14 protein-coding genes and 1 pseudogene are annotated in these 18,491 nt (G+C 70.8%); 10 read left to right on the top strand and 5 right to left on the bottom strand.

The window, feature by feature from the left end; all coding sequences use genetic code 11:
* Window positions 1–1,768 precede the first annotated feature (1,768 nt).
* Window positions 1,769–2,023 (top strand): hypothetical protein, encoded by a 255-nt coding sequence (locus ABT057_RS34720; protein WP_352347796.1) that lies wholly within the window; start codon window positions 1,769–1,771, stop codon window positions 2,021–2,023.
* Window positions 2,024–2,042: 19 nt separating this feature from the next.
* Here the strand turns inward: ABT057_RS34720 and ABT057_RS34715 are convergent.
* Together ABT057_RS34715 and ABT057_RS34710 are read right to left on the bottom strand one after the other, a co-directional pair.
* Window positions 2,043–2,240, bottom strand: a pseudogene (locus ABT057_RS34715) (hypothetical protein); the annotation flags it as partial.
* A gap of 322 nt (window positions 2,241–2,562) precedes the next feature.
* Entirely contained in the window at window positions 2,563–2,928 is a 366-nt protein-coding gene (locus tag ABT057_RS34710) for a hypothetical protein (protein ID WP_352347794.1), read from the bottom strand.
* Between the two features lie 364 nt (window positions 2,929–3,292).
* Between ABT057_RS34710 and ABT057_RS34705 the strand changes: the two genes are divergently transcribed.
* From ABT057_RS34705 to ABT057_RS34685, 5 genes are all read left to right on the top strand, one after another.
* On the top strand, window positions 3,293–3,826 hold the full coding sequence (locus tag ABT057_RS34705) for a Mu transposase C-terminal domain-containing protein (protein ID WP_502974014.1): 534 nt from the start codon (window positions 3,293–3,295) through the stop codon (window positions 3,824–3,826).
* The gene (locus tag ABT057_RS34700) at window positions 3,823–4,731 is read left to right on the top strand and encodes a TniB family NTP-binding protein (RefSeq protein WP_352347792.1); all 909 of its coding nucleotides are present in this window, start codon (window positions 3,823–3,825) and stop codon (window positions 4,729–4,731) included. Before ABT057_RS34705 ends, ABT057_RS34700 begins: the two co-directional genes overlap by 4 nt.
* Window positions 4,728–5,450, top strand: coding sequence for a TniQ family protein (locus ABT057_RS34695; protein ID WP_352347790.1), 723 nt, complete (start codon window positions 4,728–4,730; stop codon window positions 5,448–5,450). The genes ABT057_RS34700 and ABT057_RS34695 overlap by 4 nt, the downstream gene beginning before the upstream one ends.
* A gap of 23 nt (window positions 5,451–5,473) precedes the next feature.
* Complete coding sequence (locus ABT057_RS34690; RefSeq protein ID WP_352347788.1) at window positions 5,474–5,845, top strand: hypothetical protein; 372 nt, start codon at window positions 5,474–5,476, stop codon at window positions 5,843–5,845.
* A 120-nt stretch (window positions 5,846–5,965) separates the two neighbouring features.
* Window positions 5,966–6,427, top strand: a complete 462-nt coding sequence (locus ABT057_RS34685; protein ID WP_352347786.1) for a recombinase family protein — start codon at window positions 5,966–5,968, stop codon at window positions 6,425–6,427.
* 99 nt (window positions 6,428–6,526) lie between these two features.
* Here the strand turns inward: ABT057_RS34685 and ABT057_RS34680 are convergent, their stop codons facing one another.
* The 3 genes from ABT057_RS34680 to ABT057_RS34670 are packed head-to-tail and all read right to left on the bottom strand — an operon-like array spanning window position 6,527 to window position 9,866.
* On the bottom strand, window positions 6,527–7,363 hold the full coding sequence (locus ABT057_RS34680) for an ABC transporter permease subunit (RefSeq protein ID WP_352347784.1): 837 nt from the start codon (window positions 7,361–7,363) through the stop codon (window positions 6,527–6,529).
* Window positions 7,360–8,922, bottom strand: a complete 1,563-nt coding sequence (locus tag ABT057_RS34675) for a DUF1349 domain-containing protein (RefSeq protein WP_352347782.1) — start codon at window positions 8,920–8,922, stop codon at window positions 7,360–7,362. The genes ABT057_RS34680 and ABT057_RS34675 overlap by 4 nt, the downstream gene beginning before the upstream one ends.
* Entirely contained in the window at window positions 8,919–9,866 is a 948-nt protein-coding gene (locus ABT057_RS34670) for an ABC transporter ATP-binding protein (RefSeq protein ID WP_352347780.1), read from the bottom strand. Before ABT057_RS34670 ends, ABT057_RS34675 begins: the two co-directional genes overlap by 4 nt.
* 124 nt (window positions 9,867–9,990) lie before the next feature.
* On the opposite strand from ABT057_RS34670, the gene ABT057_RS34665 reads away from it, so the two are divergent.
* The 4 genes from ABT057_RS34665 to ABT057_RS34650 all read left to right on the top strand — a co-directional run bounded on the left by ABT057_RS34665 (window position 9,991) and on the right by ABT057_RS34650 (window position 18,484).
* Complete coding sequence (locus tag ABT057_RS34665; protein WP_352347778.1) at window positions 9,991–11,244, top strand: sensor histidine kinase; 1,254 nt, start codon at window positions 9,991–9,993, stop codon at window positions 11,242–11,244.
* Window positions 11,241–11,918, top strand: coding sequence for a response regulator transcription factor (locus ABT057_RS34660; protein ID WP_352347776.1), 678 nt, complete (start codon window positions 11,241–11,243; stop codon window positions 11,916–11,918). The genes ABT057_RS34665 and ABT057_RS34660 overlap by 4 nt, the downstream gene beginning before the upstream one ends.
* Before the next feature lie 523 nt (window positions 11,919–12,441).
* Window positions 12,442–15,021 (top strand): glycoside hydrolase family 127 protein, encoded by a 2,580-nt coding sequence (locus tag ABT057_RS34655; protein WP_352347774.1) that lies wholly within the window; start codon window positions 12,442–12,444, stop codon window positions 15,019–15,021.
* A 49-nt stretch (window positions 15,022–15,070) separates the two neighbouring features.
* Window positions 15,071–18,484, top strand: a complete 3,414-nt coding sequence (locus tag ABT057_RS34650; protein ID WP_352347772.1) for a glycosyl hydrolase — start codon at window positions 15,071–15,073, stop codon at window positions 18,482–18,484.
* Window positions 18,485–18,491 lie beyond the last annotated feature (7 nt).

Below are 18,491 nucleotides of genomic sequence, written 5' to 3'. Positions count from 1 at the left end.
GTCGCAATCCACACCAGGCCAGAAGGCCCTCACCTATTTCAAGATCCCTCAGCCGAGATCTGCCTCACCCGTCCACAACCTCCCGGGACAGAACAACTAGTGCCGCATCAGGCAACGTTCGCCCTGTCGACAACAGTGCCTGATGCGGTACTAGTCGTCGGAGGGAGTGCTCCAGGGGTCGCCGTTTGACGCTGGGCGCTGCGTGCGGAGCCAGAACCCACCTGAGCCCTGGCCGCCTTCCGTGGCCAGCGAGAATTCCTGCCACTTCCCAGTAAAGTCTTCGCTAGCCATGAGGTCGATTCCGTGGACTATGGCTGCGACGCGGGGTCCGAAGCGTGTCTTACGTCCGTTGGTCTCCTGCCAGTGTTCATCCAACTCGGGTGTCGCCCAGTAGGCGTTGAGGTCAGCCATGACCTGGGCAGCCGTTACAGCTGCATCGAAGTGCGCCAAAAATCTCAGCCTGACCGGGGCAGCCCACGGATCCCGCGGGATGAGTTGCCTCACGTCATCATCGACCGCAGCCAAGAACGTGGCCACTGTCAAGCCGGGGCGCTCGTGCCGACACTCCAGGGTTATGATCGCGCCTGCGCTGCTATCTTCCCGATGTCTCCCCTGGTTAGGTTGCCCGATATCGTCCAGTGCCGTGCGCAGGATGCCTCGGATGCGTCGGCGGGTACCCAGATCCATGAGGCCCGGATGCGCCCACTCCAGTCGCATGGCCAGGAGAGGGCGACCCGGTCCGTGGTTCCCTTCGGCAGGCGCCGATGCCTTCAAGGTGACCGGGCCGCTTCCGTTTGTGTCGACCTCCCCGGACGCAGCCATCCAAAGCTTGTGAAGGCGGCGCTCCTCGGTATTCGAATCCGCCCCGGGGATTGTCCGTGCCAAGGCTTCTACCAAGACCTGGATGAGCCCCCAGTCGGCCACGCGCTGACCAGTGAAGGCGTCGTGGATGCGACTCCTGCCTGCTACGGCATCGCCGCCTATTCGGTCGACAAGAGTTCGCACTGACGGTAGTCCCGCTCGAAAGTGCAGGTCGTGAAGTGCAGCGTTCAGCTGCTTCTTCGGCCCCTCGGGCAGCTCTGGTCGCTTCAGCGCCGGCACGACTTGTTCTCCCGCCCATCCTTGTCTGATTCCGTCCGATACTGTCCGACGATACTGCTCATCGTCCGCCCGCGTCCGAGCCGCCCTACACCAACGCACCCTGAATCAGTACGCGTTGTCGATCAGAAGGACGGTAGTCATGTGGGTGTCCACGCTTCCCTGGGGCGTCATCGGCCAGGGTGCGCTGAGCGAGACGATTGGGTCTCTCGTCGCTACGGGACTCGTGACGGGTGGAGGTTGGCTCGTCCGGCGTGCTCGCCGCCGACGCAAGGGCAAGGCGGTTGAACACACCGCCGATCGCCTGCCGCCTCGCTCGGAGGATGACAGCCGCATCGACGCCTGAGTTCCGCGCCCGTCGTCGCCTCCCGGATGTGCCCCCGGGAGCCCGAAAAGTCGATCGGCGACCCCACGATGGACGACCTGCGGAGCTGGTTCGAGACGCTGTGCGATCGGAGACGCAAGAGTGCGTGCCGGGCGTCGCGACGGGGGTGGGGCGGCGGCAGGCACCTCTTGAATGCATGCCGCGTAGTCTCGCGGGGTGCATTCCCATCTGAGCTTCGAGAACCCTCCTGCGCTGCCTCACGCGGTGGTGGTTGAGACGTTGGAGCGGGCTCTTCGTGACCGCTCCGCAGAGGGTGAGGCGGCGGGAGTTCTGGTCGGGACCGCGTTGAACGACGACGACGCGGACTTCGTCGAGTTCTGGTGCGTGCAGGTCGGGACGCGGGCTGTGCCGGGGAGTCCGCTGCTGGGGCTGGCCGGCCTGTGCCTGGGACACACCGCTCGACGCTTCGGCCGTCTCAGCGATGGAGCCCTGGCCCTGGCGGAGTCGCTGGCGGCGCGAGCTGAGGTAGAGCCGACGGACGTGGACGACCGCGCCCTCGACGGCTATGACGACGTGCGGGACTTCCTGCACCTGTGGTGATGCCGTCTGCCGTAGCGGGTCAGGCGGCGTTCGCTCTGCTCACGAGGGCTTTGAGGCGCTTGTCGGCGGCGTTCTTGTTCCGCCAGATGATGTAGCGGCGGATCATGCTGCCCTGGGCCGTGTGGCTGGGATGGTCGGTGCCGTCGAGGGCGAAATAGCGCAGGGCGGTGAACTGGGCCTCGATCCGGTTGAGCCAGGAGCTGTTGGTCGGGGTGTAAGTGCCTGTTTCTGAACCCTTTATCAGCAGGTCAAGGGGCGTCAGTCTGAAATGAGAGCTTTGGGAAAGCGTTCGGGGAACGGTCACAGTGACCGTTCCCCGAACGGAAACTGCTGGTGCTGGCGTGACGCGAGCGCAAGAAGCGGCGAACGCCGTGGCGGTGCTCATCAGCAGTGCTACCCGGAGCTCACCGAGGAGCCCCACGGCTTGATCGTTCTCAAGTTCACCGCGGTGAACTTGGCCCAGGATCCGCCTGCTTCCAGATTACCGAGCGCCCGGTTCAGAAAGAGGCACTTAGGAAGGCGACCCCCGGTGCGGGTTCTCAGATCTTGTTGTCCGGGTTGAGCCTGTTGTACACGTTAACGAGGTCGTAGCCTTCGACCATGGGGTGGGCCGAGTAGAGGCTCCGCCGTGCGCTGTACGACGCGACAGTATTTTCGGAGGTGTCGACGACCTTGATGGCCGCCGGCATGTACTTCCCGCGGCTAACGACGATCACGGGCCGACCGTCCCGGTACTCAAGCGCCAACGTGCCGATTTCTTCAGGCTTGACCTCGGATGCCGGGATGAGCGCGGGTTCCGAGGGCGCTGTGTCTGAGGGTGTAGGCGTTAGGCCGAGACTTGCGGCCATCTCCGGTGTCATCTGACGCTGGACAGGGCCCTTTGAGTTGGGCGTGGTCTCGGACATGGCGTCTCCTCACTGGCCGGCTCGCTGCCGACGCGCGCGAATCCTCTCATAACGCATCGTAATCAAGCTATTACTTTGAGGTAGCGAGGGATGCGAGCGCAAGAAGCGGCGAACGCCGTGGCGGTGCTCATCGGCAGTGCTACCCGGAGCTCACCGAGGAGCCCCATGGCTTGATCGTTCTCAAGTTCACCGCGGTGAACTTGGCCCAGGATCCGCCTGCTTCCAGATTACCGAGCGCCCGAGTCCGGGGGTTCAGAAACAGGCACTGACTCTGGCGGCGTGCTGCTACCACGGTCAGGTCCACGAGACGCTCGGCCGTACCCCGGCCGGCATCTGGGCAGAGATGGCCGCCACGGCTCCGCCGGTGACCGTGACCAACGAGACCGCGTTCCTGGTGGACTTCCTGCCTGTGGTGCGCCGGGCCTTGTCACGGTCGGGGTTCGTGATCGACCGCGTGCAGTACTACAGCGACGCACTCAAGCCGTGGATCGCTCGCCGCGAACGCCTGGACCGGTTCGTTCTGCGACGTGATCCGCGCGACATCAGTCGTATCTGGGTTCTGGACCCGGACGGGGATGCCTACGTGGAAGTCGGCTACCGGACGCTGTCCCGGCCGCCGATCAGCGCGTGGGAGCAGAAGGCCGCCGTCGCTCGGTTGCGCGAGCTGGGCCGCGCCGAGATCGACGAGAACGCGCTGTTCGCCATGGTGGCGCAGATGCGCGAGATCACCGATGCCGCGGCGGCCGACACCCGCAAGGCCCGCCGCGACCGCCAGCGCCGCGCACAGGCACCGCCCCGGGCCCGGCGTGCGGCCGCGCCGCCCAAGCCGCCCGCTGGGCAGACCGGGTCGGCCGAGGAAAGCATGGCCCAGCCGTTCGAGGTGATCGAGCAGTGGTGAGCGAGAATGGGCGGCTCGACCTGTCGCACCTGCACTGGGCCGCGCAGCAGATCGCACGGCTGCCCAACGAGGAGCGGCTTCGGTACGTGCGATCCGACCGGTGGATCGGCTACCCGCGCGCAAGCGCGGCCCTGGAGCGCTTGGAGACGCTGTTGTCCTGGCCCTCACGGCTGCGGATGCCGAATCTGCTGCTGATCGGACCGACCAACAACGGCAAATCGATGATCGTGGAGAAGTTCCGCCGCTCCCACCCTGCCGTGACACACCCCGACCACGAGGAGACCCCGGTTCTGGTGGTGCAGATGCCGTCCGAGCCCACGGTGGTCCGCTTCTACACGGCGCTGCTGGCCGCCCTCGGCTCCCCGCTGCGTGCCCGCTACCGGCTCGCCGACCTGGAGCAGTTGACGCTGCGGCTGCTGCGGGCGGCAGGGGTGCGCATGCTGGTGGTCGACGAACTGCACAACGTGCTCGGCGGGCGCGGCGACAGCCGCCGCGAGTTCTTGAACCTGCTGCGCTACCTGGGCAACGAGCTGCGTATCCCGCTGGTCGGCGTCGGCATCCAGGACGCCTACCTCGCCATCCGCGCCGACGACCAGCTGGAGAACCGGTTCGCTCCGCTCACCCTGCCGCGCTGGGAGGCGGACGAGGACGCCCGCTCGCTGCTGGCCGGTTTCGCCGCCTCGTTCCCGCTGCGCAGGCCCTCGCCGATCGAGACCATAGAGATGACCGGCTACCTGCTCACCCGCAGCGAAGGCACTATCGGCGAGCTGGCACTCCTCCTCACCGACGCTGCGGTGGCGGCGATCGAGTCCGGTGAGGAAGCCATCAACCAGCAGACCCTGCTGCTCGCGCCCTATGCCGGGCCCAGTGAACGGCGCCGGCTGTTCGAGCGCGAGCTGACGTGAGCGCCGCCCGGCGCTGGCCGCTGCACCCCCAGCCCGCCCCGCTGGAAGCCCTCTCGTCGTGGCTGAACAGACTGGCCCAGCTGTACGAGATGCCGGTGACCGACCTGCTCAAGCACAACCTCGGCCTCGTCGACCTGGCGGTCCCGGCCGACCTCGACGTCGACCCGCTGACGGAGATGCTCACCGCACTGGCCGAGCGGACCGGCGTGCCCCTTGTCCAGCTTCGTTCGATGACGCTGGGCGGCTGGGTGCCCTGGCTCTTCGACATGCTTCCCGTGCCCCTCCAGGACACGCAGACGGTCTTCGACACGTACGTACGGGACAACTCCGTTCTGTTCGCGCGCGGCGTCGGCACCCACCACGTCCTGCGCTACAAGCAGGGATGGGCGGGGCCGTGGCTGCTGGGCTACCCCGCCGCTTGGCGGGCCTGCCCACTGTGCGCCGCCGATCCGGAGCGAGGCACAGACCTGTTGTGGCGCCTGGCTCTCGTGTCCAGCTGTGCCGAGCACCGCTGCCGTCTCCGGGACGCCTCCGAGGTGAGGGCCACGGTGGTCCTGGGCAGGGACATCCGCCCCGAGCCCCTGGAGGGACCCCGTTCCGCCTGCTGCGCGCTCTCCTCGACGAGGTCAGCCTCGCCGCGAGCACGCAAAACGCTCACGGCAAAGACGTGTTGCACCAGGTCTGGCAGGAAAGCGGGCACGCGGACCGCGCGGGCCTGAACGTCTGGCGCCCCTACGAACACATGGGAGACGAGGTTCGGGAGGCGATGCTGGACGCCGCCGCCACCGCGCTCCAGCTTGCCGCCGACGGCTTGATCACCGCCCGCGGGCGTCTCGCCTCCGCACTCCAGGCCCCACTCCACGACTACGTGTACGACGGCGACGAGCCCTCTCCGTTCCGCAACGCATGGCAGGACGCCATGGCCGCATGGGAGGAGGCACTCACCCAGGCCCGCAGCGATCCGGTCAGCGCCCGGCAGCTCCTGGGCATGCTCACCGGCGGATGCCGCACCCTTGCCGCCTTCGAGCAGGAACGCTCATCCCTTTGTGGGGAAGGCATCCCGGCCGGCTTCCTGCCCAGCGCCCGTGAACTGGGCCGCCACGACCTCATCTGACCGTGTTCCACATCCTTGGAAGTGGAACAGGACTCCCGATGCTCCGTCAGAAGAGACGCGTCCTGGGCAGATCACCCCGGCAGTCGTTCCGTAAGTCGTTCCACAAGAAGCGTTTCCTACGTGGACAAGAGGAGCGGTGCCACCGTCGAGCGCCCCGGCCTGGCCGACCTGCTCGCCTACGCCCGCCCCGGGGACACCGTCGTGGTGCACACCCTGGACCGGCTCGGCCGCAACCTGCGCGAAGTCCTCAACCTCGTCCACGATCTGAACGAGAAGCAGATCGGGGTGCGTTCACTGGCCGACCCGCTGCCGATCAACACCGCCAACGAGGGCATGGGCCGCATCGCCTTCCTGCTACTGGCCCTGTTCGCCGAGATGGAGCGGACCTTCACCGCGGAGCGGGCCGCCCACGCCCGCGCCGTGGCCGAAGCGGCAGGCCGCCGCATCGGCCGGCCCGTGGCCCACCCAGCCGACAAGATCGAGTACGCGCGTCTGCTCCAAGGCCAAGGCGCCAGCTATGGGGAGATCAGCGTCAAGACCGGCATCCCCAAGACCTCCCTGCACCGCTACCTGAAGGGGTAGCGGTGCAGGGAGCCGGGGTGGCCGTCGCATAGCTGTTATCGGTCCGTTCCCAGAGTCGTCAGGCCCGAAGCCACCGCGCTCGCGGTCGGCTCGATTCGGCTACGCGTCGCGCCTGTGCAGCAGCAGGCTGCCGGCCAGCATCGCGGCCGCGGCCCACGCCGCGAGCACGCCCAGGCCGGCCCATGGGCCGATGGGCAGCTCGTGCAGATGGACGGTGGCTTGGACCGCGAGTCCGGCGGTCATGGGCGACATCTGCTGGAGGTGGCGCTGCCACTCCGGGTCGTTGACCACCTGGGTGACGACCGGGAAGAGGTAGAGCAGCCCGAGCACGATCCCGATGGCGGTCGCCGCCTCCCGGACCGCCGTCGCCACGCCGAGGCCGAGCAGGGCGATCAGGGCGAGGTAGAGGACCGAGCCCACGGCCGCGCGCAGGGTCGGGCCGTCGGCCAGGGACAGCGGGGCGTAGCCGTGGGCCTCGGTGAATCCGTTGCCGGGCAGGATGTAGCGGCAGGCAAGGAGGGAGGCCAGGACGGCGGCCGTCCCGGAGGCCAGGACGACCGTGGTGAGGACCGTCGCCTTGGCGGTGAGGACGGTGAGCCGGTTTGGCACCGCCGTGAGCGTGGTGCGGATCATCCCGGTGCCGTACTCGCCGCTGACGGCCAGCACCGCGAGGACGGCGATGACCGCCTGCCCGACGGTGACGCCGGTCAGGGCGAGCTTGACGGCGTCCTGGCCGCACCCCGCGTCCGGGCATTTCACGGCCTTGGCGGTGCCGCAGCCGACGGCCACGGTCAGCGCGATGGCGAGCAGGAGCAACCTGCCCATTTCCCCTGCGGTGCGCAGCTTCGTCCACTCCGCGCGCAGGGCGCGGCCGAAGTCCCCTCGCCACGCGCCGTCCGCCGTGCTCGTGAGTCGTGCACCGCTCAGGACACTCATACGTCCCTCCCGCGCAGGCGCACCACAGCCAGACCGAAGGCGAGCGCGGCGTATCCGCACAGCACGGCGAGGCCGGCCCATGGCGCCAGCGGGTAGTAGCCGGTGGCCGGCTCGTACACGCTGAGCACCTGCGCGTACTGCGGCAGGGTCTGCTGGATGGCGAAGCCCGCAGCCGGGGTCACCCGCAGCAGCCACTCCGAGACGCCCGGAGGCAGTACACCGGAGGTGGCAAGCAGGAAGGGCAGCACGATCGACGCGATGACCAGGGCGACCGCCGTGCCGCTGCGCCGTAGCAGGGCACCGACGCCGAGAGCGAGCACGGCGGCGGCCGCGCAGAGCAGGCCGGTGCCGACCATGACGCGCACTTCGGTCGCCGACGTGATGGGGAAGACATGGAAGCCCCTGCCGCGCGCGCTGCGTTCCCCGATGGGAACGGTGATCGCGGCGGCCACCAGGCCGACGGCGAACGCGATGCCCCCGACCACCAGAGCCTTGGCACCAAGCACCCGGCCCCGCAGGGGAGTTGCCGCCATGGTCGTACGCAGCAGACCGCGCCGGTACTCGCCGGTGATGAACACCGTGCCCACGGCGATCACCACGATCAGCCCGGCGAAGGTGCCGACGAGGAAGTTCTCGATGGAGAAGCCGACGCCCATGACGGGCCCGCCGACGACCGGTGCGATGTCACCGGCCCCGGTCACGGTGAACCCGCCGCCGTCGGTCTGGGTGAAACCGCCCTTGGTGGTGTTCGTGTAACTGCCGGAGGTGCCCGCGTCGCCGCCCACCTGTGTGCCGCGCCACGCGCTCTGGGACCAGTCGCCGGTGAGGGCGGGGCGGCCGAAGGTGCCGGTGGCCACGGCGGGGCTGAAGCCCGTGCCCGCCGCGGTGTCCTGCTTCGCCTCCGGTGACGTCGCGAAGAGCCCGGCCTGCACGGTGCGCGCAAGCCCAGGCAGCTTCGCATGGCCGACCTTGGTCCAGTGGGAGCCGTCGGTGGAGTTGAACCCGGTGAGACTGTCACCGGAACGGACCAGGCGCAGCCAGCGCGGGGACTCCTGGGAGACATTGCCGGAAGGGCCCGCCGTGTCGTGCGTGTAGTCGTACTGCATGCGCACGCCGTGGCCGCCGGTGGCCATGACCGCCGCGTACGGGGATCCCTGGGTGAGGCTTTCCTTCACGATGATCCCGGCTTTCGCCCAGGGCTGGGTGCTCTGGGCCGTTTTGCCGGTCCCGGTGTCGGCCACACCGGTCAGCGACCGCAGGGGAACGGTGAGGGTGCCGTCGCCGGTGAGCGTCTTGTGGACGAAGTAGAAGCTGTCGTTGACGGCCTCGCCGCCGGGGCCCTTCGGGTACGAGGCGGAGTCGGCGCCGCGACCGCCGGGGGCGGGGGCGGCCGTGCCGAGCAGGCCGACCACGATCGTCACCAGGAGCGCCCCCGCCATGGCGAGGACCCAGCCGCGTACCGTACGGAACTTCGTCCACTCGGCGTGCAGCGTCCTGAGGAACCCGCCCCGCTCAGCGCGCCTCGTGGCCGGGGGGCGAGGGGTGAGGGTGGCGGTCATCGCGTGGCCTCCCCGGCGGGGATGCCCCGGTACTCCACCGCGTCCCGGGTGAGCTCCATGTACGCCTCTTCGAGCGTCGCCCGGTGCGCGGACACCTGGGAGAACGGCACCCCGTTGCGGGCGAGCAGGGCCACGATCTCCTCGTCGGGCAGGCCCGTGACGCCGAGGGTGTCGGAGCCGGTGGCGAGAACGGTGGCGCCCGCGCCGTGCAGGACCTGGGCGGCCCGCGCAGGCGCGGAGGTACGCAGGGTGACCCGGCCGCCGGACGCCTCGGCGAGCAGCTCGGACACGCTGGTGTCCGCGACGACCCGGCCGCGACCGATCACCACGAGATGGTCCGCGGTGTCTTCGAGTTCACTCATCAGGTGACTGGAGACCAGGACAGCGCGGTCCTGCCGGGCCAGCTCCGCCAGGAAGCCGCGCATCCACACGATGCCGTCGGGGTCGAGGCCGTTGAACGGCTCGTCCAGCATGACCACCGGCGGGTCACCGAGCAGCGCCGCCGCGATCCCCAGGCGCTGGCGCATGCCCAGCGAGAAACCGCCGGCCTTGCGCCGGGCCGCCGTGCCCAGGCCGACCTGTTCGATGACCTCGTCCACCCGCCGGGCCGGCACGCCCTGTGAGTGGGCCAGCCACAGCAGGTGGTTACGGGCGGTCCGGCTCGGCTGCAGCGCGGAGGCGTCGAGCAGTGCCCCCAGATGCCGAAGCGGGCGACGCAGGGTGCGGTACGGCACCCCGTCGACCAGGGCCTTTCCCTCCTCAGCCGCGTCAAGGCCCAGGATCACGCGCATGGTGGTGGACTTGCCCGCGCCGTTCGGGCCGACGAAGCCGGTCACCCGTCCGGGCCGCACGGTGAACGTCATCCCGTCCAGAGCCAGCTGTGGCCCGAAGCGTTTACGCAGACCGATGACCGCGATCGTCGCCTTCGCACTCTCATTGTTCATGGCCCCACCCTGTGACGGAGCGGGTTACAGGGGCCGAACGGCCGCTGTCATCTCGCTGTTAGGCGCCTCGGCTTAGCCTGTCCTGGTACGTGTCCTGGTGCGATGGCGAGAGGGGAGCATGCGGATGGAATGGGGTCCGCCCGGACGGCTCGCGGGCCTGACTACCCGGCTCAGCCTGCGCCGTGGCACTGCCCGCACCCGCTTCACCGCCTTGTACGTGACTCTGTTCCTGCTGTCGGGAACGGCGCTGCTCGCCATCGCGGCCGTGGTGGCATCCGGAGGATCGAGGGACAGCCAGACCGCCCCCGATGGCGGCACCGGTCAGCCCGCCACGGCGGCACTGGCCCAGGGCCGCATCGACGAGCTGGAGCAGCAGCTGGCCCAGGCGCACACCACCCAGTCCCAGCAGATCCTGATCGGCTCCGCCATCGCCCTCGGAGTCATGGCGGTGATCTCGGTCGGCCTCGGCTGGTTCGTCGCCGGCCGGGTGCTGCGCCCGCTGCGCGTGATGACAGCGGCCACCCGCCGGATCACCGCCGACAGCCTGCACGAACGCCTGGCCATCGGCGGCCCCGGCGACGAGATGAAGGACCTCGCCGACACCATCGACGACCTCCTCGGCCGCCTGGAGGACTCCTTCGACGCCCAGCGCCTCTTCGTCGCCAATGCCTCCCACGAGCTGCGCACCCCACTCACCACGATGCGGGCCTCCCTGGACGTGGCCCTCGCCAAACCGGGCCCGGTACCCGAGACCACGGCCACGCTGGCCGCCCGGATGCGCGCCGAACTCGACCAGGTGGACCGGCTGCTGGAGAGCTTCCTCGTCCTGGCTCGCACCCACCACGGTGAGTTCACCGACCGGGCGCGCCTCGCCCTCGGCCAACTCGCGCTGACCGCCCTGACCGGACGGGCAAAGGACATCGCGGCCAAGGGCCTGACCGTGCGCGAAAACCGGATCGACGACTCCGCGTGGCTGTGGGGCAGCCAGACGCTGCTGCGCCGCGTGGCCGACAACGTGGTCGACAACGCGATCACGCACAACGACCCCGGGGGCTGGATCACTGTCGCGGTACGGGCTGAAGGAGACGACGGAGGCGCAGTGTCCCTCGTTGTCGAGTCCAGCGGACCGGTCCTCGACCAGCGGCGGGTGGCGGACCTCGCGCAGCCCTTCCGCCGCCTTGGCGCCGACCGGACCGGCACCGGCCAGGGCAGCGGCCTCGGCCTCTCCATCGTCGCGGCCATCACCCAGGCCCACCACGGCACCCTGGACCTGCGGGCCCGCCCCGACGGTGGCCTGCGCGTCACCATCACCCTCCCCCGTACGGACGGCAGGGCGACGGCGGAAGCCCCCGGCACAGAGACGGGCGTGGCGCGTTGAGAGTTCTGGTGGTCGAGGACGCCCGCCCCCTCGCCGAAGTCATCGCCGAGGGGCTGCGCGACCAGGGCATGGCCGTGGACGTGGCCCACGACGGGCTCGACGCCGCGGCCAAGCTGGACGTCAACACGTACGACGTCGTCGTGCTCGACCGCGACCTGCCAGGCATCCACGGCGATACCCTCTGTCAGATGATCACCGAGCGGGAGGGCCGCGTGATGGTCCTGATGCTGACCGCCGCCGACTCACCCGGCGACCGCGTCAGCGGCCTGACCCTGGGTGCCGACGACTACCTCGCCAAGCCCTTCCACTTTCCCGAACTCGTCCTGCGCATCCGCGCCCTGGCCCGCCGCCGCCCCGCCGCCCGGTCCCGCACCCTGAGCACGGCGGGCATCGAACTCGACCCGATGCGTCGCACCACCAGCCGCGACGGCCACCAACTCGACCTCTCCGTCAAGGAATTCGCGGTACTCGAAGCCCTCCTGAACGCGAGCCCCGCCTTCCTCAGCACGGAGGACCTCCTCGAACAGGTCTGGGACGAACACGCCGACCCGTTCACCAACACCGTCACGGTGACCATCAGCCGCCTGCGCCGCAAACTCGGCGACCCCCCGGTCATCGCCACCACACCCGGCGTGGGGTATCGGATTATCGACCCAGCCGTCCCACCCGACTGAGCAGCCGCCAGGGGCCGACGGCCCGCGAGTGGAGGCCGTGCTCAGTGCACCCGACTCCAGTCATCTGCGCAGCCGACTTCGGAGACTGACAGCTGGGACCTGGCCGGCCGCTCATGTGACCGCACCTGAGCGCCTCTTGCCGGCGTCGTGCCGGGAGTCCCGGCACGGTGGCCGCCGCGGCGGTCGGTCTTTCCCCGCGCGGCGCGGCGGCGCGGACCGGCCGTGCCTGCCCGGTCGGCGGCCGTCCAGCTGTGACCGGAACGGCCGGTCGTGGAGGATCTCGACCGGGTCCGGGCCCTGGTCACGACGGGCGGCTCGGGGACCATCCCGGCCGCGTCCGAACGAGCCGGGGCTCTTCCAGGCGATTGAACGATTCAATCGGACTCGGTCTTCTGTGGGGTCGGGCAATCCCTGTGAGGAGCCTTGACGCACGCCGGGGCCGAACATAGCGTCTGCGGCTGCGCGATAAAACGATTCAATCCCGCGTACCGTACTCGTGCCCCGCCGAAGGGAGTCCCCCGCGTTGCCCGCACCCCGCGAAGCCGTCGGCCCGTCCCGCCGCCGGATCCTGTTCACCGCCACGGCCGCCACCGCGGCGGCAGCCGTCACCCCGGTCGTACCGGCCGTGGCCGCCCCCGCCGCCCCCGCCTCCCGGCCTGCCGCGGACACGCCCGCCGCCCGCCCCGCCCTCGTGCCCTTCGACCTCTCCGAGGTCCGTCTCCTCGACAGCCCCTTCCTCGCCAACATGCGGCGCACCTGCGCCTATCTGCTCTACGTCGACGCCGACCGGCTGCTGCACACCTTCCGCCGGACCATGGGCCTGCCGTCCACGGCGGAGCCCTGCGGCGGCTGGGAAGCGCCCGACGTGCAGTTACGCGGTCACACCACGGGCCACCTGCTCAGCGCCCTGGCCCAGGCGCACGCGAACACCGGTGACCCCGCCTACGCCGACAAGGGCCGCGCCCTGGTCGCCGCGCTCGCCGAGTGCCAACGAGCCGCCCCGGCCGCCGGCTTCACCCGCGGCTACCTCTCCGCCTTCCCCGAGTCCGTCTTCGACCAGCTGGAGGCGGGCGGCAGGCCCTGGGCGCCTTACTACACCCTCCACAAGATCATGGCCGGTCTGCTGGACCAGTACCGCCTGAGCGGGAACCGTGAAGCCCTGGACGTCCTGCGGGAGATGGCCGCGTGGGCCGACGCCCGCACCGCGCCGCTGTCCCACGAGCGCATGCAGGATGTGCTCAAGGTGGAGTTCGGCGGCATGAACGACGTACTGACCCGGCTGTACCAGGAGACCGGCGACCCTGCGCATCTGCGCACCGCCCTCCGCTTCGACCACGAAGACCTGTACGCCCCGCTCGCCGCGGGCCGCGACGAACTCGCCGGGCGGCACGCCAACACCGAGATCGCCAAGGTCGTCGGGGCCGTGCCGTCCTTCGAGGCCACGGGGGACGCGCGCTACCTCGACATCGCCGACACCTTCTGGACCACCGTCGTACGCCACCACTCGTACGCCATCGGCGGCAACTCCAACGCCGAACTCTTCGGACCGCCCGGGGAGATCGTCAGCAGACTCTCCGAGGTCACCTGCGAGAACTGCAACAGCTACAACATGCTGAAGCTGGGGCGTCACCTGTTCCTGCACCGGCCCGGCCGCACCGACTGCATGGACCACTACGAGTGGACGCTCTACAACCAGATGCTGGGCGAGCAGGACCCCGACTCCGCCCACGGGTTCGTCACCTACTACACCGGCCTGTGGGCGGGCTCGCGCCGGGAACCCAAGGGCGGTCTGGGCTCCGCGCCCGGCAGTTACAGCGGCGACTACGACAACTTCTCCTGCGACCACGGCACCGGCCTCGAGACCCACACCAAGTTCGCCGACACGGTGTACTTCCGCACCCGCGACACCGACCCGCCCGCCCTCTGGGTGAACCTGTTCATTCCCTCCGAAGTGCGCTGGAGGCACGCGGGAGTGACGATCCGTCAGGAGACCGGCTATCCGGCCGAGGGCGGTACCCGGCTCACCGTCACCCGCGGCCGGGGACGTTTCACGCTGCGCATCCGGATCCCCGCCTGGGCGGACGGCGCCGGACGACCCGCCTCCCTGAAGGTCAACGGCCGCCCCGTGAACGCAACTCCGCGCCCGGGCACGTACGCCACGCTGGAGCGGACCTGGCGCACCGGCGACACGGTCGAACTGGTCCTGCCGCGCCGGCCCGTGTGGACCCCGGCGCCGGACAACCCCTGCATGACAACGCTGTCGTACGGTCCTCTGGTGCTGGCCGGACAGTACGGCGACACGGCGCTCGCCGTACCGCCGACGATCCGCCCGCAGTCGCTGCGCCGCGTCCCCGGCACGCCCACGCGGTTCACCGCGCTCGCGGACGGCCGCAGCGTCGAACTGCGGCCGTTCCACGAGGTGCACCACCAGCGCTACAACGTCTACTGGGCGGTGACCCCGCGCCGCTCCCGTGAACGGGACGTCGCCCGCTATCCGTTGGACGAGGCGGCCGGCTCCCTCGCCGCCGACCGTACCGGGAACTTCGCGCCCGCGACGCTGGCCGCGGGCGCCGCCTGGGCGGACGACGGCACGGGACCGGCCGTGTCGCTGGACGGCCGTGGCGGCCATGTCGCCCTTCCCGCAGGGGTGTTGAGCGCGCTGGACGAGCTGACCGTCAGCGTCCGGGTCCGGATCGACACCCTCATCTCCTCGGCCCGCGTCTTCGACTTCGGCTACCACAAGGACACCTACCTCTTCCTCGCCGCGACCACCGGCGCCGGACGTGCCCGGGCCGCGCTGAAGATCGCCGGTATGGAACGGGAGGACTTCCTCGACGCCGGCGGGCCGCTGCCCGTGGGCCGTTGGACTCATGTGGCCCTCACCCTGGGCGGCGGCACGGGCGTGCTCTACCTCGACGGCACCGAGGCGGGCCGCAACCCGGCCATGGTGGCGGGCCCGTTGCTGCTCGGCGCGACCACCCGCACCTACCTCGGACGCTCCCAGAACAGCACCCACCCGTACCTGCACGGCGCGCTGCGCGACCTCCGGGTGCACAACCGGGCGCTGACCGCCTCCGAAGTGGCCCGCCTGGCAGCCGGCTGAGCACCCGGCCCCGACCCCCGCCCTCCTCGAACTCCGCAGGAGCTCCCGCATGCCCGAACGCACTCCAGGCACCGCCTCCCCGAGCCCGCTGTCCAGACGCGGATTCGTCGCCGCGGCGAGCGCCGGATCGGCCGTCGCCGCCGGTCTGCCCGGCCTCGGCCTCGCCCTGCCCGCAGCCTCCGCCGCGCCCCGGGACACCGCCCCCGCCGCCTACACCGCACACCGCTTCACCGACCCGCCCAAGGACAGCCGCCCCACCGTCTACTGGTACTGGAACGGCCCCGTCACCCCGGAACTCGTCGACCGGCAGCTCGCCGACCTGCGGGCCAAGGGCATGTACGAGGTGATCCTCTTCTCCTTCGACAACGACGCGATGCGGCCCGTCTTCTTCTCCGAGGAATGGTTCGAGATCGTCGGGCATGTGCTGAGCACCGCGGAGCGCACCGGCATGCGGGTCTGGCTGTTCAACGACGACCACTTCCCGAGCGGACGCGCCGGCGAGTACATCGTCAAGGGCGGCACGGTCGGCTCCCGCACCTACCCGCCCCGTCCCGAGCACCGCCTCAAGGCGCTGTGGCGCTCCACCACCGTGGTGGACGGCCCGGCACGGGTCGACCTGCGCCACAGCACCGGCGTCGGAGTGGAGGGCGGACATCTGGTCGCCGACGCCGCGGTCCTCGGCGGCGCGACCGTGCTGCGAGGGGGACAGGGGTGGGGCGACCTGACCGTCACCGCGAGCGGCAAGGCCGACCACACCGCCGCCGGGCTCCTGGTCCGCGCCTCCGCGGATGCCCTGGACGGCTACGCCGTCGCCTTCGACCAGACCGGCGTGGTCACCGTGCAGCGGCTGGCCCGCGACGCCGACCCCGTCGTCCTGCTGCGCAGCAGCCGCACCGACGGCTTCAACAAGACGAAGTTCCACACCGTCGCCGTGACCGTCCGCGGCACCACCCTGTCGGTCACCCTCGACGGGCGTGACAAGGGAACCGTCGCCGACGACCGGTACCCCTCCGGGGGCGTCGGAGTGCGTGCGGTGGGCGACGAACGCGGCCTGTGGGACAGCCTCGCCGTCACCGCCGCGGACGGCACCACCCTGTACACGACGACGTTCGACGCCCCGGCCGCCGCGGGCGACTTCCCCGACCGGACGTCCCTCGGCGTCCGGGCCGTCGCCGCCGCGGCGCGCCCGGCCGGCTCCGCCGACGCCTCGGACCTCGTCGACCTGACCGCACGGCTCACGTCGGACGGCAACTGGCAGGTACCGCAGGGCCGCTGGCAGATCGACCTGTTCGGTGGCGTCCCACTGGCCGACGACTCCCAGGGCTACAGCCGCAGTTACATCGACCTGCTCGACGACGAGCCCGTACGGCTCTTCCTCGACATCGTCCCCGGCGAGTACCACCGACGGTTCCGGCGCTACTTCGGCACCGTCGTCCCCGGCTTCTGGGACGACGAGCCGTTCTTCGCCTCCGCCGACGCCCACTTCAAGCGGCTGCCCTGGTCGCCCACGCTGGAGGAGGCGCTGCGCGCGGTCGGCACCGGGCCCGGAACGGCCTACGCCGCCGCCTTCGACGACCTCGGCCGCGGCGGCCGTATCGCCCGCGGACGCTACTGGCAGGCCGTGTCCAACCGGTTCGCCCGCTACATCCGGGCCCAGGCCCGCTGGTGCGAACAGCGGGGCGTCGCGCTGATCACCAACCCGCTCTACGACGAGACCGCGCCCGCCAAACGGATCCCCAGCACCGGCGACCTGCACAAGGTCAACCAGTGGGCGCAGGTGCCCGGCGGCGACATCATCACCGCCGAGTACGTGCCCGGACAACCGACCACGATTCCCCGCAACCCCGTCTCCACGGCCCATCAGATGGGCCGCGAACGCGCCCTGTTGGAGATGTTCGGCAACATGGGCTGGCAGGTCACGCCCGGCTTCGTGCACGCGACCGTCGGGGCGCAGGCCGCGCGCGGCGTGAACCTGACCGTCCTGCACGCGCTGTGGACGGACGAGGCCGTCGTCTACTTCCCGCCGCCGTTCGGCCCCCGCGCGCCCTGGTGGTGGTCCATGCGCCCGCTCGCCGAGTGGATCGGCCGGGTCATGGAGGCCGGCCGCGGCACGTCCGCCGCCCGCACGGCGCTCCTCCAGCCCCAGCGGGCCGCCGAGCAGTGGACCGCCACCGACCGGCAGGGCGAGGTCGACGGAGCGCTCGCCGACGCCGCCTACGCGCTGGAACGCGCCCAGGTCGACTTCGACCTGCTGCACGAGGGAGCCCTGACGAACGACCCCGAACTGCTGGCCCACGCCCGGGTGCGGTCCGGCCGGCTCGTCGTGGGCGCCGCGGCCTACGACCTGGTCGTGCTGCCGGTCACCCCGACCCTGGCCGCGGCGGCTGTCCGCGCCCTCGGCGCCTTCGTACGGGCCGGCGGGACCGTCGTCGCGGTGGGCGCGCCGCCCGCCGACGAGGCCGACGGCGACGACCGCTCCCTCGCCCGCGCCCTGACCGACGTGTTCGGCGACGGCGTCCCCGGCCGCCGGGCCCTCGGGCGGGGACAGGCGGTGCGGGTCGCCGACGTCACGGCCCTGGGCGCCGCCGCGCACGACGCCGGGGTCGCGGCCGCCGTCCTCGAGCCGGCCCGGGAGACCGTCCGCGCCCTGCGCGTCACCCGGGGCGAGGACATCGCCTTCCTGTTCAACAACGAGAGCGCCACGGAGGTGTCGACCACGGCGGTCCTGCCCGCCGAGGGCGTCCCCGAGCTGTGGGACCCGGCGACCGGCGAGACGGCACCGGCGCCCGTGTACCGCGCCGACAGACGGGGCCTGCGGGTGCCGCTCGCGTTCGCGCCCTACGAGACCCGGATCGTGGTCGTCCGCCGGGCCGCCGACCCCCGGCCGCACCTGACGGACGCCACGCTCGACGTGCTCTCCGTCGAACGCCGTGGTGCCGTTCTGCGCGCCACGGCCCTGGCGGACACCCCGGGGACCCACCGGCTCACCGGTACGGACGGCGGCCGGACCTACCGGGGCACGGTCCGCGTCGACGACCCGCTCACCCCATTTCCCGTCACCGGCGACTGGACGCTTTCCCTGGACCGCGACGGGGACACCCCGGTCACCGGCCCGCTCGGCAGCTGGACCGCGCACGCCCCGCTCTTCTCCGGCACCGGCACCTTCACGACCCGGCTCGACGTGGCCCCCGCTCTGCTCGACGGCCGGCGGGTCCTGCTCGACCTCGGGGACGTCCGGGACGTGGCCGGGGTGACCGTCAACGGCGAGGAACTCGGCCCGCTGCTGTGGGCGCCGTTCGTCACCGACGTCACCGGACTCCTCGTCCCCGGCCGCAACGAGCTGGCCGTGCGCGTCTCCAACACCCTCTCCAACGAACGCAACAAGCCGCTTCCCTCCGGCCTGCTCGGCCCGGTCACCCTGCGCTTCCAGCGCCGCGTCACCGCCGTACTGGACCGCGTCTGACGAGCCG

The organism is Streptomyces sp. NPDC002588 (genome assembly GCF_040295925.1).
GTDB lineage: Bacteria > Actinomycetota > Actinomycetes > Streptomycetales > Streptomycetaceae > Streptomyces.
Note: the sequence above shows the minus strand (reverse complement) of the source record. Positions and strands in the feature narration are given on the sequence as shown.